Consider the following 16,966-nt stretch of genomic DNA (forward strand, 5'->3'; position numbering starts at 1 on the left):
CACTTTTCGGCCCCAACCGGCACCGCGTACGCCGCGCAGATGTCGAAATGCGCCGGTCACCCCGGCCGGCCCGCCTCCGCAAGGGCCTTGACGGGAGCTGGCACGCCGCCTGCTGTAAGAAGAGCGAAGCGCGTCCCCAACCGCGCGCGCAGCTACATGACTCTTCGCAGAAGGAGCCCCGACGTGATTACCCGCAAGAACATCGTTTCCCTACTCACCACCAGCGCAATCGCATTCTGTATCGGCGCGCCGGCGCGGGCGGACGGCCTCGTGGCGGTGGCTCAGGCGACAGCCGCCATGGCACGCGACGAACACGATCACAACCTCCAGCGCGAGATCAAGACGGCGATCGGCGCGGACCCCGAACTGGACACCGCGCACATCGCGGTGTCGGCGCATGCGGGGCGCGTGACGCTGGCCGGCGTCGTGGTCAACGAGGAGCAGCGCGCCCGCGCCCAGCGTACGGTGCTGAACGTGCGCGGAGTGCGTCTGGTCGAGAACGCGCTGGAGCTGACGGAACGCTGAACCGTCGACGCGCCGCCAATACCGGGGTCCCCCGCCCGCTCAGGCGGTGCCGCCGACGGTCAACCCGTCGAGTCGCAGCGTGGGCTGGCCTACGCCTACCGGGACGCTCTGGCCGTCCTTGCCGCAGGTGCCGACACCCGGGTCGAGCGCCATGTCGTTGCCGATCATCGACACGCGCGTGAGCGCATCCGGGCCGTTGCCGATCAGCGTCGCGCCCTTCACCGGGCGGGTGACCTTGCCGTTTTCGATCAGGTAGGCCTCGGCGGTCGAGAACACGAACTTGCCGGAGGTGATGTCGACCTGGCCGCCGCCGAAATTCACCGCGTACAGGCCCTTCTTCACCGACTTGATGATCTCTTCGGGGGCCTTGTCGCCGTTCAGCATGTAGGTGTTTGTCATGCGCGGCAGCGGCAGGTGGGCGAAGGATTCGCGCCGGCCGTTGCCGGTGGGCTTCACGCCCATCAGGCGGGCGTTCATCGTGTCCTGCATGTAGGCGGTGAGGATGCCGTCCTCGATCAGCACCGTGCGCTCGGTCGGATTGCCCTCGTCGTCGATGGTCAGGGAACCGCGACGGTCCGGTAGCGTGCCGTCGTCGACGACCGTGACGCCCTTCGCCGCGACCTGCTGGCCCATGCGTCCGGAGAAGGCCGAGCTGCCCTTGCGGTTGAAGTCGCCCTCGAGGCCGTGGCCGATCGCCTCGTGCAGCAGGATGCCCGGCCAGCCGGGGCCGAGCACGACGCTCATCGTGCCGGCCGGCGCAGGGCCGGCCGCGAGGTTGGTGCGCGCCTGATGCACCGCCGCGCGCGCGTATTCCTGCAGGCGCCCGTCGTCGAAGTAGCTGTAGTCGAAGCGCCCGCCGCCGCCGGCACTGCCCTGCTCGCGGTGGCCCTTGTCTTCCATGATCACGGTGACCGACACGCGCACCAGCGGGCGTACGTCGGCTGCCATGTGGCCGTCGCTGCGCGCGACGAGCACGACTTCCCAGGAGCCGGCGATGTGCGCCATGACCTGCGTGACGCGCGGGTCCTCGCCGCGCGCGAAGCCTTCGAGGCGCTCGAGGAGCTTCACCTTGGCGGTGTCGTCGAGCGAGGCGAGCGGGTCCTCGCCGCGGTACAGGCGCGACTTGCCGGCATGCGGGGCGATCGCGACGCTGCGCCGGCCGCCCGCCTCGGCGATCGCGCGCGTCGCTTCGGCGGCCGCGGTAAGGGCGGGCAGCGAGATGTCGTCGGAGTAGGCGAAGGCGGTCTTCTCGCCGCTGATCGCGCGCACGCCCACGCCCTGCTCGATGTTGAAGCTGCCCGACTTGACGATGCCTTCCTCGAGACTCCAGCCCTCCGAACGGTGGTACTGGAAGTACAGGTCGGCGTAGTCGAGGCGATGGCGCATCAGCTTGCGGAACACCTTCTCGAGTTCCGCCTCGCCCAGATCGTAGGGGTTGAGGAGGTAGCGGTCGGCGACCTTGAGGGGGTTCTGTGCTCGGCTCATTGTTCGTCCAGGTTGGGGAGGTCCGGTCCGTTCGACACGGACAACGCGAATAAGGTCAAAAGGTCGGTGCTGTCGTCAGGCGCTCGCCGCGCCGAGGCAGCGGTGGCGCAACGCCGGCAGGCTTTCGCGCACGGCCGCGATGCGCGCCGGATCGACATCGGCCCAGATGAACCCGGGGCCTTCGTCGCGGCATGCGAGGACTTCGCCCCACGGGTCGACGATCAGCGTGTGGCCCCAGGTCACACGGCCGCTCGGATGGCGCCCGCCCTGGGCCGGCGCCATCACGTAGCACTGGTTCTCGATGGCGCGGGCACGCAGCAGCACCTCCCAGTGGTCGCGGCCGGTGGTGTAGGTGAAGGCCGCAGGCAGGATGATGAGATCGACCGCGCCCATCGCACGGAAGAGCTCGGGGAAGCGCAGGTCGTAGCATACCGACAGTCCCACACGGCCGCAGGGGGCGTCGAAGGTCACGACCTCCCTGCCCGCCTCGATCGTCGCGGCCTCGTCGTAGCGTTCGGCGCCCTTCTGGAAGCCGAACAGGTGGATCTTGTCGTAGCGCGCGACACGCTCGCCGCGGTCGTCGAACACCAGCGTCGAATTGCGCACCTTGGCGTCGGCGTCCGCCACCAGCGGGATCGTGCCGCCGACGAGCCATACGCCGTGGCGCGCGGCGGCCTCGCGCATGAAATCCTGGATGGGGCCGCTGCCGTCGGTTTCGCGGATCGCCACCTTGACGGTCTCGTCGGCAGTGATCAGCGGAAAATACTCGGGCAGGGCGACGAGCTTCGCGCCCGCGGCCGCAGCCTCGGCGATCAGCTCGCCCGCGACGCGCAGGTTGTCGCCGACGTCGGGGCCGGAAACGGTCTGGATCGCGGCAATACGCACGGGAGGCACGGGGGCGGCGGGCGGGGCGGAACGGTTCAAGCTGCTCACTCCTGCTTCGATGGGTCCGCCGTGCCGGGGTTCGCGGCGGAGAGTTTCTCGACTTTCGGGTCGGCCCAGTTGCCGGTGATCGAATAACTGAACGCGAACATCCTTTCGATCGGATCGCTCAGCGCCTTCTGCGCGACATAGGCGACCACGCCCGCGACCGGGTTGATGAGTCCGGCTGCGGCGCCCAGCGCGACCGATTCGGCCAGCGTCGGCTGCACTGTCACGCGCAGGTCCTGCGTCTCGTCCTCGAGGTCGACGGAACCGCTCATCCGCACCCGTGCCGAGGGGCCGCGGATCCGCAGATCGTCGGTGCGCAGCTGCCCCGAGGCCGCCTTGATGCTACCGGAAATGCTGTCGAAGGCGAATCCTTCGCTGAACACGTCGCGGAAGTCGAGCGTGAGGCGCCGCGGCAGGGACTGCAGGCTGAGCACGCCGAGCAGGCGCCCCATTCCCGGGTTGAGCTTGCGAAACTGCCCGTCCTCGGCCTCGACCATCATCGTTCCGGTCAGCGAGGGATAGTGGATGCGCGTCGGGGCCCCGCGCCAGGCGATCTTGCCCGCCAGCACCGCCGTGCCGCCGCGCACGACCTCCCCGTAGCCGAGCCGGCTTGCGAGCTGACCGATGTCGCGCGCCTCGAGGCGGAAATCGAGATCCGTCTGCGGCCGCGAGCCGGGACGCCACAGGCCGGAACCGCCCAGTTTTCCATCCGGATTCGCGAGGGACACGGAATCGAGGTGCCACATCCCGCCGCGATTGCGCGCCTGCAATTCGAGACGGCCGAACTCGATGCCGCTCAGCGAGAAGCGATCGACGACGACGTCGAGGGCAGGCAGGCGGCGTGGCGGCTCCTCCGTCTCCGCAGCGCTCTCGGCCGCGTCGGGAGCCTCCGCGGCGGCGTCATGGCTCCCGGCCAGGACGAGGCGCTTCAGACGGGCACGCAGGGTGCCATCGCCGCCTTCGCGCCAGTCGAAATCCCCCTCCGCCTCGCGGCTTTCGATCCGCCCCTTCCAGCCGCCGTCGTCGGCACGCGCGCTGACGTGTGCGTCGCCGAGTTCCTGGCCGAAGCCGGTCAGGCGCTTCGCCCGCAGGTCCACCCCGGCGAGGGCGACCGAGCGCCCCGCCTGCGCCTCCTTGTGCTCGCCCGCATCGGCGGTGTCGAGCACCTTGCGCCAGGCATCGACGTCGAATTCGTCGAGCTTCGCCGCGATCGCGATGCCCGACTCCCCGGCGGGAATCCCGGCATGCACGCCGACCCCGCCGCGCGCCGCGCCCCAGGTGTCGCCTTCGCGGCGACGCTCCAGCTGCAGTTCGCCGCGTCCCTCCAGCGCGACGCGCAAGCTTTCCGACTTGCCGTGCGCGGGGAAGTCCAGCGCCACGTGCAGCGGCCACGCGGCGGTGGCGCTCTTGTTCAGCGGCTCGGGCAGGCTCGACGCGACGCCGGCCAGCGTGGAGTCGACCACCACGCGCGTGCCCTGCGAGCGCACGTCGATGTTGGCCTGCCACTCGGCGCCGCCGGAGAGGTGATCGAGGCCGGGCCAATCGTGCGCCTCGCGCACGGCCTGCACCTTGAGCGCCCCGCGGGCATCGAACACCACGCCCCCGTCCTTGGCGGTGTGCGCCGCAAGTTGCATCGGTTCGCCGTACAGGCGCGCGCGCGCCTCGGGGATTTCCAGATCGTTCTCGGTGAAACGCACCACCCCGGTAGCCTCGGTCAGCGGCGGCAGGCCGTCGACCACGGTGAGGCGATTGGCTGCGAACCGGTATTCGCCCTTCACCGTGCTGGTATCGATGTGGCGCAGCGGCAGCACCAGCCTGAGGTCGAGCGCGCCCGTGCCCTCGGCACGCATCGCGTCGGTAAACCCGTCGATGCGGCGAGACACCGGGCTTTCGGAGACGAAACGCAGGAAATCGGCTGTCGCCCCCGCGGCGCGGCCATGGATGGTCATGATCTCGCCGCCCGGTGCGTCGAGGTCGGGCACGTCGGCGACGACGTTCGCAAGCGCAACGCCGAAGATGCGCGCGCGGTCGGCAGTGATGCGCATGCCCGGCCCTTCGAAGCGTACCTCGCCGTCGATGTTGGTGATCGACGGCCAGCCTTCGGCGTAGTCCAGCCGCGCGCCGAACACCCGCGTGGTCACGAGAAACTCGCCCGACTTGCGGTCGCGGAAGGGAAAATCGTCGAGATTGCCCTTCAGGCGCAGGCGCGCATCCGGCACCCGCCCGCCTACGATGCCGTGCCGCAGCCAGGTCCGCGTCTCGTCATTCACGACGTGCGGCAGGTAACGCCACACCGCGCCACTCTCGGCGCGCGTGAGACGGGCATTCAGGTCGATCTCGCCTGCCCCCTCGGCGGCGGGCCAATAGCGCCCGGACGCCGTGCCGGTCGCATCGGGATTCTCGAAACTCGCACTGTCGAGCGCAATCTCGAGGCGGTCGGCGGATCGCGTCCAGCGTCCGTCCGCACGCAGGCTCGAAAAACCGATCCGCGACTCGGGGAAGACCGCCGGCAGCTCCAGCGCGGCGTTCTGGCCGGCGATGCGGAAGCGTCCGCTGCGTTCGTCGCCCTCGAGTTCCCCCGACATGCCCGCGAGGCCCGGAAGCCCCTCTTGCGGATTGAGCCCGATGCCGTCGAACCGGGCATGGATCTTCCACGTCTCGAGCCGCTCGGGTGGACCGCGCCACTCGAGACGCAGGTTGTCGAGCGTGCCCTGCGGCGCGAACGCGCCGAGACGCTCGCGCACGGCCGGATCGAACGGCAGGTGCGCCGCCAGGTCGCTGAGCACGCGGAAATCGAGGCGCCCACTGGTGAACTTTCCGCCGTCGGGCGTGCCGTCGCCGGTGCCGTGCAGCACCAGATCCAGATCCGTCGGAGCGATCGCGAGACCATCGCCGGTCGCGAGCTCCAGCCCGCGCGCCGAGAACTCCATGCCATCCGGCGTGCGCCGCCCCGACAGGCGGCCGCGCACGCCCGCGAGTTCGAGCACCGGCAGTTCGTCGCCGAGGCGCGTATTCACATCATCGAGGGCGAGATCGACCGCCAGCGAGTCGATGCCCCCGTTGCCGAGTCCCACCCAGGCGCGCACTTCCCCCTCGCCCGCGAGCGCGACCGGATAGTCGATCCAGGTCCGCCAGCCGCCCAGGCTCGCATCGTCCGCCGACAGATACACCTGCCCCAGCCAGGACGAAGGGTCGGCCGGCGTGCGGCTCGCCAGGTCGCCGCGCACCTCCACCATCGGCGCGAGCTCGGCCGGCGCGTGCGCCTGCAGCGCGAACTGGTAGCGCGGGCCGCTGCGCAGCAGGCGGAACTGCACGCCCGTCAGGTTCAGCTCCGGGGCACCGCGCAACGCGTCGGTCCAGCCCAGGCTCGCATCGCGCACGACGATCTCGCGCTGCGCGAACAACCAGTCCGCAAACGTCCCGTCGGAGGTCGCCTCCGGGTCGATGCGCACGCCGGCGATGTAGATCGCGCCGTCGACCTCGCGTCGCATGGCAAGCACGGGGCTCTTCAGCTCGATGCTGTGAAAGTGCGGCTCGGCGCGCAGCAGCGAAGACCACGACAGGGTCGCGTCGATGCTTTCCAGGCGCAGCGCGGGGCGCCCGGCGCCGTCCTTGAGTTCGAAGCCGACAAGGTGCAGGCGCGGACGCAGCCCCGACAGGTCGGCGGACAGGCCCTCGATCGACACCGGCAGCCCGGCCGCGGCCGATATCGCATCTGCCACTTCCGCGCGGAACTCGCCCACGCGCGGCACCAGCACCTCACGCACGAACAGGAAGCCCGCCCCGGCCACGAACCACGCCACCAGCAGCACGACCGACAGCACGCGCCACAGACGACCGCGACGCGCAGTGGACACCAGGGAGCGGACGTCAGGAAGGTTTGCGTGGGGAGCGTTCATCGGCAATAAGGCGGAAGGGACGCCGCGATGCGACTGAATGCGGACCGGGTTCGATACAATCCAGTCTGCATCCTGAGCGTCGGCATCAGCTCAAGCGTCCGGGGAACCGCGCATTCTATCAACGATCCAGAGCTCGCCTCCCATGTCCGAGACACCCAAGCAGCCCTCCGAAGCAATTTGTTACGCCGCCGCGCTGTCGCGCTACCTGCAGCGCACGCTCGACAGCCGCGCCTGGCTCGCCGAACGGCTCGCTGATTCGCTCGACCGGCCGCTCGATGCCGAGGCGATGCAGGCCTTCATGGCGACATCCGGGCTCGACGAGACCCGCCTGCGCGGCACGCTGCGCAACCTGCGCACCTGGGTCATGTGCCACCTCATCGTGCGCGACCTCAACGGCAAGGCCGACCTCGCCGAAGTCACCGAAACCATGACCGTGCTCGCCGAAGTCACGATCCGCGCCGCCCACGACGTGCTGCGCGAGGCCATGGTGCAACGGTACGGCGCCCCGGTGTCGCAGACCGGCTGGGAACAGGAACTGCTCGTCGTCGGCATGGGCAAGCTCGGCGGACGCGAACTCAACGTCTCTTCTGACATCGACCTGATCTTCATCTATCCCGAGGACGGTGAAACCGGCGGAGCGAAGGTCATCAGCAACTTCGAGTTCTTCGAACGTCTCGGCAAGCAGCTGATCCAGGCGCTGGCCGAGATCACCGAGCACGGCCAGGTCTTCCGCGTCGACATGCGCCTGCGTCCGAACGGCGACTCGGGGCCGCTGGTGTGCTCCTTCGACATGCTGGAGAACTACTTCATCACCCAGGGGCGCGAATGGGAGCGCTACGCGTGGATCAAGGCGCGCGTGCTCGCCGGCGAACGCTTCGAGGAACTGGAGAAGATCGCCCGCCCCTTCGTCTACCGCAAGTACCTCGACTTCGGCGCCATCAACGCGATGCGCGACCTGCACGCGCAGATCCGCCGCGAAGTCGCGCGCCGCGACCGCGCCAACAACATCAAGCTGGGGCCCGGCGGCATCCGCGAGATCGAGTTCATCGCCCAGGTCTTCCAGATCATCCGCGGCGGGCGCGAGACCCAGCTGCAGATCCGCCCGACACTCAAGGTGCTCGCGCGCCTGGCCGAACGCGGCTTCCTCGCCGCGGAGGCGGTTGCCGAACTCGGCGAGGCCTACGAATTCCTGCGCCGCCTCGAACACCGCCTGCAGTACCTCGACGACGCGCAGACGCACGACCTGCCCGGCAACGACGAGGACCGCGCGCGCATCGCGCGCGCGATGGGCTTCCCCGACTTCGCCGCCCTGCTCGACGTCCTCGACCGCTACCGTGCGATGGTGAGCCGGCACTTCGAGCACGTCTTCGGCGACCCCGCGGAGGAAGGCCACACCCTCGACGGCATGTGGGCCTCGGCCGGCGACTCCGGCCAGGCCGAAGCCACGCTCGCCAAGCTGGGCTACCGCGACCCGCCCGCCGCCGCGCGCCGCCTCGCGGCGATCCGCACCGGCAACCGCTACCAACAGCTGCCCAACCACATTCGCAGCCGCCTCGATGCGCTGATCCCGCGCGTCGTGGAAGCCGCCGCCGGCACCTCGGGCGCCGACGAGACGCTCGGGCGCTGCCTCGACCTCCTCGAATCGATCAGCCGCCGCGGCGCCTATCTCGCGCTGCTGCAGCAATACCCGCAGGCGCTGCGCCGCGTCGCCGACCTCATGAACGCGTCGCGCTGGGCCGCGCAGTTCCTCATCCGCCACCCCATCCTGCTCGACGAACTGCTCGACGCGCGCGTGCTGCAGACGGCCCCCGAGTGGGCAACGCTGCGCCAGCAGATCGCCGAAGCCGTGGACGCCGTCGAACCCGACATGGAGCGGCAGATGGACATGATGCGCGAACAGCACCACGCGCTCGTGTTCCGGCTGCTGATGCAGGACATCGCCGGCATGCTCACGGTCGAAAAGCTCGCCGACCACCTCTCGGCGCTCGCCGACATGATGCTGGACCTGAGCATCCCGACGATCTGGCGCAAGATCAAGATCCGCCACCGCGACGTACCCAAGTTCGCCGTGATCGCCTACGGCAAGCTCGGCGGCAAGGAGCTCGGTTACGCGAGCGACCTCGACCTCGTGTACCTGCACGACGACGACGCCCCGGAAGCGCCCGAGGTCTACACCCGCCTCGGCCAGCGCCTGAACACCTGGCTGTCGAGCCAGACGGCCGCGGGCATCATGTTCGAGACCGACCTGCGCCTGCGCCCCAACGGCGAGTCCGGCATGCTCGTGTGCTCGCTCGACTCCTTCCGCAAGTACCAGCTCGAGTCCGCCTGGGTGTGGGAGCACCAGGCGCTCACGCGCGCGCGTTTCGCCGCCGGCGACCCGGAGCTCGGCGAAGCCTTCGAGCGCATCCGCTGCGAGGTCCTGCGCCAGCCGCGCGACCTCGACAAGCTGCACGCCGACGTGCTCGAGATGCGCCACAAGATGCGCGATGCGCACGCGGGCAAGAGCGAGCTCTTCGACCTCAAGCACGATCTCGGCGGCCTCATCGACGTCGAATTCCTCGTCCAGTACCTCGTGCTCGGCCATGCCCACCAGTATCCGGAACTCACCGGCAACCTCGGCAACATCGCCCTGCTGCGCATCGCCGGCGATCTCAACCTGATCCCGGCCGGCCTCGCGGGCCGCTGCGGCGACAGCTACCGCATGTTCCGCCACCTGCAGCACCGCCAGCGCCTCAACGACCTGCCCTCCCGCGTCCAACCGCTGGAAGTCGCGTTCGCGCGCGACTCGGTGCGCCGCCTGTGGCAGCTGGTGTTCGGCGAGGACTGAAGCACGCTGCGCCGCACGGGCGCGGAAACGCCGACTGTAATATTTCAGTTCAAATTCCACGCATGACGCGAAGGTTGTCCGCGACTAGAATCAGGCTCCTTCCATCGGGTAGACGAGCCTCATGAGCCAGGAAATCGAACTCAAACTCGCGCTGCCCCCCAAGGCCCTGGCCGCGCTGCGGCGCCATCCGCTGGTGGCCGGCGCCGCCCGCCAGGGCAGCGCGAAGACGCTCGACAACACCTACTTCGACACGCCGGACCTGCGGCTCAAGGAGCGCAAGATCGCCCTGCGCACCCGCAGGCAGGGTCGCGTCGAACTGCAGACCGTGAAGTGCGCGGCCGAATCCACGGCCGGCCTCACGAGCCGGCCCGAATGGGAACAGCCCTTTTCCGGCAGCTTCGACTTCAGCGCAGTCGATGCCCCCAAGGTGCGCAAACTCCTCACCCGCCACGCATCCAGCCTCGCCCCCGTCTTCGCGACCCGCTTCCGGCGCGAAACGCGCCTGTATGCGCCCGACGACAAGGTGCGCATCCTGATGATGATAGACACCGGGGAAGTCGTCGCCGGCGACCGGCGCGCGCCGATCAGCGAACTCGAGCTCGAACTCGTCGCCGGCGAGCCGCTCGACCTGCTGCTGCTCGCCTGTCGCCTTGCCGCCGACAACCCGCTGATGCCCAGTGACATCAGCAAGGCCGAACGCGGCTACGCGCTCCACCTCGGCACACGACTCGAACCCGCACGCGCCGAAGCGTCGGCCATCGACAGCGGCGATTCACCGCTCGCGGCCTTCCGCACCCTCGCCTACTCCTGCCTGCGCCAGTGGCAGGCCAACGCCGTCGGCGCGACCGAGGACGGCGCGCCCGAATTCATCCACCAGCTGCGCGTCGCCTTGCGGCGCCTGCGTACCCTGCTGAGCCTCTTCGCACCGATCCTGCCGCCCGAATTCGTCGAGCACTGGCGCGCGCGCCTCGGCGAAAACGCACGCAACTTCGCCGAGGCGCGCGATCTCGACGTCCTGTACGAAGAGATCCTCACGCCGGTCGCGACCGACGAAGCCGGGCACAGCGGCAGCGAAGCCGACTCGGTGATCGCCCTCGCCGAACGCATCGGCGCCGAACGCGAGCGCGCGCGCGGCGAATCGCTGCATACGCTCGACCCCGCCGCCCAGGGCCGGCTCATGATCGGCCTGACCGCGGCGCTCCACGCCCTGCCGGACGACGGCGCCCGTGCCGACCACGCCCTCGCCGACTTCACGGTGCGCCAGCTCGAGCGCCTGCGCAAGAAGGTCCGGCGCCGCCATGCCGCGGCGGCCGACCGCAGCCGCACCCACCTGCACGCACTGCGCATCGCCCTCAAGCGCCTGCGCTACGCGCTCGAGTTCTTCGCCCCGCTGTTGCCGGCCAAGCCCACCCGCCGCTACGTCGCGACCATCGTCCGCGCCCAGAACGCGCTCGGGTTCGTGCACGACGTCGATGTCGCGCGCATCCGCCTCGCGCACTACGCCGGCGACGACCCCGAACTGCGCGCCGCGGCCGCCTTCGTGTGCGGCTGGCACGGCCCCGCCTACGCCCGCCTCGGCCGCCGCGCGCTGCGCGACGTCGCGCGCCTGCTCGGCGAAGACGCCCCTTGGGCGGCGGCACGCGGCTAAGCCGTCATCGCGCGGCAACACTCGCCCCATAGGCTGTCGCACCTTTGGACACGGAGGACACCATGGACCTGTTGCTGTGGCGCCATGCCGAAGCGGTCGACGGCAGTCCCGACCACACGCGCGAACTCACCGAACGCGGCCTGCGCCAGGCGCAGCGCATGGCCGCCTGGCTGGAAGAGCGCCGCCCCAAGCGCCTGCGCGTGCTCGTCAGCCCGACCGTGCGCACCCGCCAGACCGCAGGCGCCTTCACCGACCGCTTCGAGATCGTCCCCTCCCTGGGCCCCGAAGGCAGCGTCGCCGACCTGCTCGCCGCCACCGGCTGGCCGGACTCCGCCGGCCCCTGTCTGGTCGTCGGCCATCAGCCGGCGCTCGGCCGCATGGCCGCCCTGCTGCTCTCGGGCGTGGAAGCCGACTGGACGATCAAGAAAGGCGCATTGTGGTGGTTCAGCAACCGCGTGCGCGAAGGCGAAACCCAGACCGTGCTGCGCGCGGTCGTCCCCCCCGACCTCGCCTGAGGCCGGCCGCATCAGGGCCAGGATGCCGCCGCCGCGGCCATCCTTTGCGCAGTGCAGAAAATTTGTCCGCGAATCGACATCGCTGACGCGGCGCTTGCCGTAAGATTCGCCCTGCGACAAGGGCGCCGTTCGCCCGCCCGCGCCTTCCGCTCAACTCGTCCGGGCATTCCATAGATGAATACTACCGTCACCGCCAACGGCACCAAGCGCGTCATCGACGGCGTGGAACGCGTGTTCTACGACGGCTACTGGATCAAGGCCTACGAACCGCCGGCCGACTCGCTGCGCATGAAACGGCAGCTGATCGAGGGGCTCACGCGACGCCTGTTCAACCATGTCGAACACGGCATCAACATCCCCGGCAGACGCCTCGCCGAGACGCGCGCATCCTACAACGCCGAGCAGGACCCGGACCGCAAGCGCGTGAAGGGCGCGATGCTCGCGGGCGCGCTGTTCAACCGCGCCACCGACATCTTCACCAAGCTGATGGAGATGCAGGAACTCGGCATCGAGATCCAGACCGACAACGCGCTGATGCGCGAATGCGGCTTCTGCCTGCAGGAAGCGCTCAACCTCGGCAAGCTCGTGCGCCACCGCAGCGGCGAGGAAGGCATCGACGAACTGTGGGGCGAGCCCTTCCGCGCGTTCTCGATCCCCATCGAAGCCTTCTACGACAGCCGCTACATCAAGATCTCGCAGACCCTGCGCGACATCGACCGCATCGGCGGCGTGATGGTCGAGACCTTCGCCGGCTCGCGCTTCTTCGAAGGCATCGAGGACCCGACCCTGCGCTTCACCGAAGCCGCCAAGGTCAAGTGCGAGACTTTGCGCACCGACCCCGCGATCTTCGACGTCTGGGCCGATTTCGCCGTCGCGGCGGAACGGCTTGCCAGCGTCACGCCGCGGCTGGCCGGCGCCACCGCGCCGGAAGACCTGCAGCTCGCCGTCGACGGCATGAACCTGATCGTGCAGGGACGCGACCTCGTGAGCTACATCACCCGCGCCCGGGTGCCCATGCCCAAGAGCACGCGCGAATACGTCGAACGCTGCGAATACTGGCGCAGCGGCCTCTGTCTGCGCCTGCACCCCTCGCCGGTCGCCCCCTGATCGCGTCCGGCACGACCGCCCTCCACATTGCCCCGTACGCCGGCAAGGATCGACACGCAATGAAAAAGACCGACCTCGAGAAACTCAACGGCCTCAAAATCCGCGGCCGCATGAAGAACACCGACACCCCCGACCGCTTTGCGAAGGCTTCGGGCGGGGCCAACGCTGAATCCAGCGTCAACCCCCTCATTGCCAAGCTCCTGAAGAAGGGCCTCGAGGACAAGGGCAACGCGTAAACGGCGACGCCCGGACGGCGATCGTCGCCGTCCGGAAGTCCACTGACCGCCACGGGCTCCGGTTCAGACGATCACGCCGCCACCCAGACACACCTTCGATTCATACACCACCACGCTCTGCCCCGGCGTCAGCGCCCACTGCGGCTGGGCGAACACGATCTCGGCACGGGCGTCGCCCAGCGCGTCACTCAGTGCGTCAATCTCGCACGGCATGTCCGGGGTGCGGTAGCGCGGTTTGGCCGTATACACCCAGTGGGTGTGCGGGTCGCGCCCCGAAATCCAGTTGAGCTCCGTCGCCGTCAGGCTGCTCTTCAGCAGCGCCGGATGCTCGTGTCCCTGCACGACGTAGAGCACGTTCGCCTTCACGTCCTTCGCGGCGACATACCACGCGTCGTGCTCGCCCGCCTCGTCCTGCTTGCCCTTGATGCCGCCGATGTGCAGGCCCTTCCGCTGGCCGATGGTGTGGTACATCAGCCCCTGGTGCTCGCCGAGCACGCGCCCGTCGTCGAGGTTGCGGATCTCGCCCGGCTTCGTCGGCAGATAACGCATCAGGAACTCGCGGAACGGCCGCTCGCCGATGAAGCAGATGCCCGTCGAATCCTTCTTCTCGGCGACATGCAGGCCGGCATCGGCCGCGATCCGGCGCACCTCGCGCTTGTACAGGCTGCCCAGCGGGAACAGCGTCTTCGCGAGCTGCGCCTGCGTCAGGCGGTAGAGGAAGTAGCTCTGGTCCTTGGTGCCGTCCTCGGCCTTCAGCAACTGGTATTCCGTACGCCCGTCATTGACCCACTCGCGCACGCCCGCATAGTGCCCGGTCGCGATCTTGTCCGCCCCGAGCTGCATCGCGTGATCGAGGAAGCAGCGGAACTTGATCTCCGAGTTGCACAGGATGTCCGGGTTCGGCGTGCGCCCGGCCTCGTATTCGCGCAGGAAGTCGGCGAACACGCGGTCCTTGTATTCGGCCGAGAAATTCACGACCTCGAGGTCGATGCCGATCACGTCGCACACCGACGCAACGTCGACAAGATCCTGACGCGTCGAGCAGTACTCGTCGTCGTCATCGTCTTCCCAGTTCTTCATGAACAGGCCGGTCACCTGATAGCCCTGCTGTTTCAGCAGCAGCGCGGTCACCGAAGAATCCACGCCGCCGGACATGCCGACGACCACCTTCATCCCGTTCGGGTCCTTCTTACTGGACATTCGGTCCTTCTCCATTCAGCCATTCCGCCAGCGGCAGCACCACCGCAGGCTCGCCATGATCCACGAACCAGCTGTCGACCGCAAAGCGTGCGCCGGGATTGTGCCCCGGCACCGGCGCCCCTTCCAGCGCCGGACGCAGCATGACGGCCGGCCCGATGTCGGCCAGCACGTCGCCGCAGTCGCACAGCGCCAGCATGGGCGCGATGTAGTCGGGCAGCGGCGCGGACGCGACCGGCGCGGCCGCCTGCGGCCCCGGAGCGGCCGCCTCCTCGATCACCGCGGAAAAGTGCTGCAGCACCAGATAAGGCGCCCGCCGCTCGACCGCCAGCACGCGATGAAAGCGCAGCCAGCCGCGCGCGGCCATCAGCTCGAGAAAACGCGTCGTCGTGGTCGAATGATCGATGCAGTCCATGCGCCCCTCGACATCGTCGTCGCGGTAATTGCCGCCACGGTCCGCCGCGATCGGGGCCTGCCCGGCGGACAGCCGCTGCATCATGCCCACCGCCCGGGCAATCGCGGCGCGTTCCGAATCCGCATCCGTAGCCTGCGCCAACACGTCCGCGACATCGGCAAGCCCGTCCTCGGCCAGCACCACCTCGACCCGGCTCGCGCAACCGTAGTTGAAGCACACCTCGACCGCGGGCGCCCCGTGCGCCAACGGCTGCCAGGCGAACAGCCAGGTAGATACGCAGGTGAGCAGCGCGGCACGCATCGCGTCGGCACTCAGCCCGGATAATGCCGGATCAGGTCGAGCGCGTAGCGGCGTCCCGCGATCCAGTCATCGACGCACTGCAGCACCAGCGGATTGCGATGCCGCGCGCGGCAGTCCAGCAGTTCGTCGCGCGTCAGCCACAACGCCCGCACGATGCCGGCATCGAGTTCGCGCCCCGCCTCCTGCGCACCGACCGTGCCGCCGAAGGTGAAGCGCAGATAGGTGATTTCACCCCGCGGCACGGGCCACTGATAGATCCCGACCACATACTCGGGCACGAAGCGGTGTGCCGTTTCCTCCAGCGTCTCGCGCGCCGCCGCCTCCAGCAGCGACTCGCCCGCCTCGAGGTGGCCGGCCGGCTGATTGAAGCGCAGCCCGTCGGCCGTTTCTTCCTCGACCACCAGGAAACGCCCGTCGCGTTCGATCACCGATGCCACGGTGACATTCGGCTTCCACACTCGTTCCATTGCAGCCATCGCAGGCAAAAGCGCGATCTTAACGCGCCACGCGCGCCGCAACGCGCGAAAGTGCAAGCGGAAGCATCCTGCGCGACGCGCACAAGAGGCTGAGAGGCATTATCATCCAAGGCTCTCCACGTCAAACCAAGAAAAAGATCGTGCGAAGGAGACAGCTCGTCCGAACAAGACCAACTCACAACGATCATGACACCCTCACTCGCTGGCATTCCCGTCGATTTCATCCTGTTCGCGCTCACGCTGCTCGGCGTGGCGCTGTTCCACCACTACACCCTGTACGTCGCGCTGACCGGCTTCGCCGTCATCAGCCTGTACAAGATCGTGTTCACCGGCTTCGCAGCCGGCGCCGGCGTCGCCGGATGGCTCGGCCACCTCGGCCACGAATGGGTCACCTTCGCCAACCTGTTCTGCCTGCTGATGGGCTTCGCGATCCTCGCGCGACACTTCGAGAAGAGCCACGTGCCGGTGATCCTGCCCAAGTTCCTGCCGCACGACTGGAAGGGTCCGTTCGCCCTGCTGGTGATGATCTTCTTCATCTCGGCGATCCTCGACAACATCGCCGCGGCGCTCATCGGCGGCGCGATGGCGCACCAGCTGTTCCGCGCCAGGGTGCATATCGGCTACCTCGCGGCCATCGTTGCGGCCTCCAACGCCGGTGGCGCCGGCTCGGTCGTCGGCGACACGACGACGACGATGATGTGGATCGCCGGCATCTCGCCGCTCGCCGTCCTCGAAGCCGCGCTCGGGGCCGCGGTCGCGCTGTGCATCTTCGGCACCATCGCCGCGAAACAGCAGCACGCCTGGTCACCGATCAACAAGCACGCGCACGAACATACCCGCATCGACTGGGGCCGCATCTTCATCGTCATGCTCATGCTGGGCCTCGCGATCGGCACCAACGTCACGATCAACATCACCGCCCCCAGCATCGCCAGCAGCTTCCCCTTCATCGGCGTCGCCGTATGGGTCGCGATCCTGCTCACCGCGAAGCTGCGCCGCCACGACTGGGAGATCATGCCGGAAACCGCCAAGGGCTCGATCTTCCTGCTCGCGCTGGTGGGCTGCGCATCGATGATGCCGGTCAGCGAGCTGCCGCCCGCCTCGCTGATGAGCGCTTTCGCACTGGGCTTCGTCTCCTCGGTGTTCGACAACATTCCGCTCACCGCGCTGGCGATCCGCCAGGGCGGCTACGACTGGGGCTTCCTCGCCTATGCCGTCGGCTTCGGCGGCTCGATGCTGTGGTTCGGCTCCTCGGCCGGCGTCGCCCTGTCGAACATGTATCCGGAAGCCCGTTCGGCCGTCCTGTGGCTGCGCAAGGGCTGGCACGTGCCGGTCGCCTATGTCGCCGGCTTCATCGCGATGGTGCTCATCATCGGCTGGCATCCGCAATAAGCCGCGACCGGCCC

13 protein-coding genes are annotated in these 16,966 nt (G+C 68.8%); 7 read left to right on the forward strand and 6 right to left on the reverse strand.

The features are described 5' to 3' along the window. Positions 1-183 precede the first annotated feature (183 nt). The gene (locus BW991_RS07080) at positions 184-525 is read left to right on the forward strand and encodes a BON domain-containing protein (RefSeq protein ID WP_076601401.1); all 342 of its coding nucleotides are present in this window, start codon (positions 184-186) and stop codon (positions 523-525) included. Positions 526-564: 39 nt separating this feature from the next. Here the strand turns inward: BW991_RS07080 and tldD are convergent, their stop codons facing one another. From tldD to BW991_RS07095, 3 genes are all read right to left on the reverse strand, one after another. Then, the gene (tldD, locus tag BW991_RS07085; protein ID WP_076601402.1) at positions 565-2,010 is read right to left on the reverse strand and encodes a metalloprotease TldD; all 1,446 of its coding nucleotides are present in this window, start codon (positions 2,008-2,010) and stop codon (positions 565-567) included. Between the two features lie 75 nt (positions 2,011-2,085). Then, on the reverse strand, positions 2,086-2,934 hold the full coding sequence (locus BW991_RS07090; RefSeq protein ID WP_076601675.1) for a carbon-nitrogen hydrolase family protein: 849 nt from the start codon (positions 2,932-2,934) through the stop codon (positions 2,086-2,088). Positions 2,935-2,939: 5 nt separating this feature from the next. Further along, positions 2,940-6,797 (reverse strand): YhdP family protein, encoded by a 3,858-nt coding sequence (locus BW991_RS07095; RefSeq protein WP_244551634.1) that lies wholly within the window; start codon positions 6,795-6,797, stop codon positions 2,940-2,942. 184 nt (positions 6,798-6,981) lie between these two features. Between BW991_RS07095 and glnE the strand changes: the two genes are divergently transcribed. From glnE to BW991_RS23840, 5 genes are all read left to right on the forward strand, one after another. Further along, a complete protein-coding gene (gene glnE / locus BW991_RS07100; RefSeq protein ID WP_076601404.1) occupies positions 6,982-9,666 on the forward strand; it encodes a bifunctional [glutamate--ammonia ligase]-adenylyl-L-tyrosine phosphorylase/[glutamate--ammonia-ligase] adenylyltransferase in 2,685 nt (894 codons plus the stop codon). 121 nt (positions 9,667-9,787) lie between these two features. After that, positions 9,788-11,314: a CYTH and CHAD domain-containing protein gene (locus tag BW991_RS07105; RefSeq protein WP_076601405.1), complete on the forward strand. Its 1,527-nt coding sequence runs from the start codon at positions 9,788-9,790 to the stop codon at positions 11,312-11,314. A gap of 62 nt (positions 11,315-11,376) precedes the next feature. Next, entirely contained in the window at positions 11,377-11,829 is a 453-nt protein-coding gene (locus BW991_RS07110; RefSeq protein ID WP_076601406.1) for a SixA phosphatase family protein, read from the forward strand. 174 nt (positions 11,830-12,003) lie between these two features. Beyond that, positions 12,004-12,936, forward strand: coding sequence for a hypothetical protein (locus tag BW991_RS07115; RefSeq protein ID WP_076601407.1), 933 nt, complete (start codon positions 12,004-12,006; stop codon positions 12,934-12,936). A gap of 59 nt (positions 12,937-12,995) precedes the next feature. Then, positions 12,996-13,172 (forward strand): hypothetical protein, encoded by a 177-nt coding sequence (locus BW991_RS23840; RefSeq protein ID WP_170879061.1) that lies wholly within the window; start codon positions 12,996-12,998, stop codon positions 13,170-13,172. Between the two features lie 63 nt (positions 13,173-13,235). Here the strand turns inward: BW991_RS23840 and mnmA are convergent, their stop codons facing one another. Genes mnmA through BW991_RS07130 form a run of 3 tightly spaced genes read right to left on the reverse strand, consistent with a single transcriptional unit; the run spans position 13,236 to position 15,551 of the window. Further along, positions 13,236-14,345 carry a tRNA 2-thiouridine(34) synthase MnmA gene (gene mnmA / locus BW991_RS07120; RefSeq protein WP_076601408.1) on the reverse strand — a complete coding sequence of 370 codons (1,110 nt, stop codon included), beginning with the start codon at positions 14,343-14,345 and terminating at the stop codon, positions 13,236-13,238. Between the two features lie 16 nt (positions 14,346-14,361). After that, positions 14,362-15,084, reverse strand: coding sequence for a hypothetical protein (locus BW991_RS07125; protein ID WP_170879062.1), 723 nt, complete (start codon positions 15,082-15,084; stop codon positions 14,362-14,364). 11 nt (positions 15,085-15,095) lie between these two features. Further along, positions 15,096-15,551 carry an NUDIX hydrolase gene (locus BW991_RS07130; protein WP_076601409.1) on the reverse strand — a complete coding sequence of 152 codons (456 nt, stop codon included), beginning with the start codon at positions 15,549-15,551 and terminating at the stop codon, positions 15,096-15,098. 195 nt (positions 15,552-15,746) lie between these two features. Here BW991_RS07130 and BW991_RS07135 point away from each other — a divergent pair, with 195 nt between their 5' ends. Next, a complete protein-coding gene (locus BW991_RS07135) occupies positions 15,747-16,952 on the forward strand; it encodes a citrate transporter (protein ID WP_076601410.1) in 1,206 nt (401 codons plus the stop codon). Positions 16,953-16,966 lie beyond the last annotated feature (14 nt).

The sequence above is a fragment of the Aromatoleum tolulyticum genome, assembly GCF_900156155.1.
GTDB classification, from domain to species: Bacteria; Pseudomonadota; Gammaproteobacteria; order Burkholderiales; family Rhodocyclaceae; genus Aromatoleum; species Aromatoleum tolulyticum.

Coding starts and splice junctions, on each gene's coding strand:
- tldD (WP_076601402.1), bottom strand. CDS start 2,010: ATGAGCCGAGCACAGAACCCCCTCAAGGTCGCCGACCGCTACCTCCTC.
- BW991_RS07135 (WP_076601410.1), top strand. CDS start 15,747: ATGACACCCTCACTCGCTGGCATTCCCGTCGATTTCATCCTGTTCGCG.
- glnE (WP_076601404.1), top strand. CDS start 6,982: ATGTCCGAGACACCCAAGCAGCCCTCCGAAGCAATTTGTTACGCCGCC.
- BW991_RS07125 (WP_170879062.1), bottom strand. CDS start 15,084: ATGCGTGCCGCGCTGCTCACCTGCGTATCTACCTGGCTGTTCGCCTGG.
- BW991_RS07130 (WP_076601409.1), bottom strand. CDS start 15,551: ATGGAACGAGTGTGGAAGCCGAATGTCACCGTGGCATCGGTGATCGAA.
- BW991_RS23840 (WP_170879061.1), top strand. CDS start 12,996: ATGAAAAAGACCGACCTCGAGAAACTCAACGGCCTCAAAATCCGCGGC.
- BW991_RS07105 (WP_076601405.1), top strand. CDS start 9,788: ATGAGCCAGGAAATCGAACTCAAACTCGCGCTGCCCCCCAAGGCCCTG.
- mnmA (WP_076601408.1), bottom strand. CDS start 14,345: ATGAAGGTGGTCGTCGGCATGTCCGGCGGCGTGGATTCTTCGGTGACC.
- BW991_RS07115 (WP_076601407.1), top strand. CDS start 12,004: ATGAATACTACCGTCACCGCCAACGGCACCAAGCGCGTCATCGACGGC.
- BW991_RS07110 (WP_076601406.1), top strand. CDS start 11,377: ATGGACCTGTTGCTGTGGCGCCATGCCGAAGCGGTCGACGGCAGTCCC.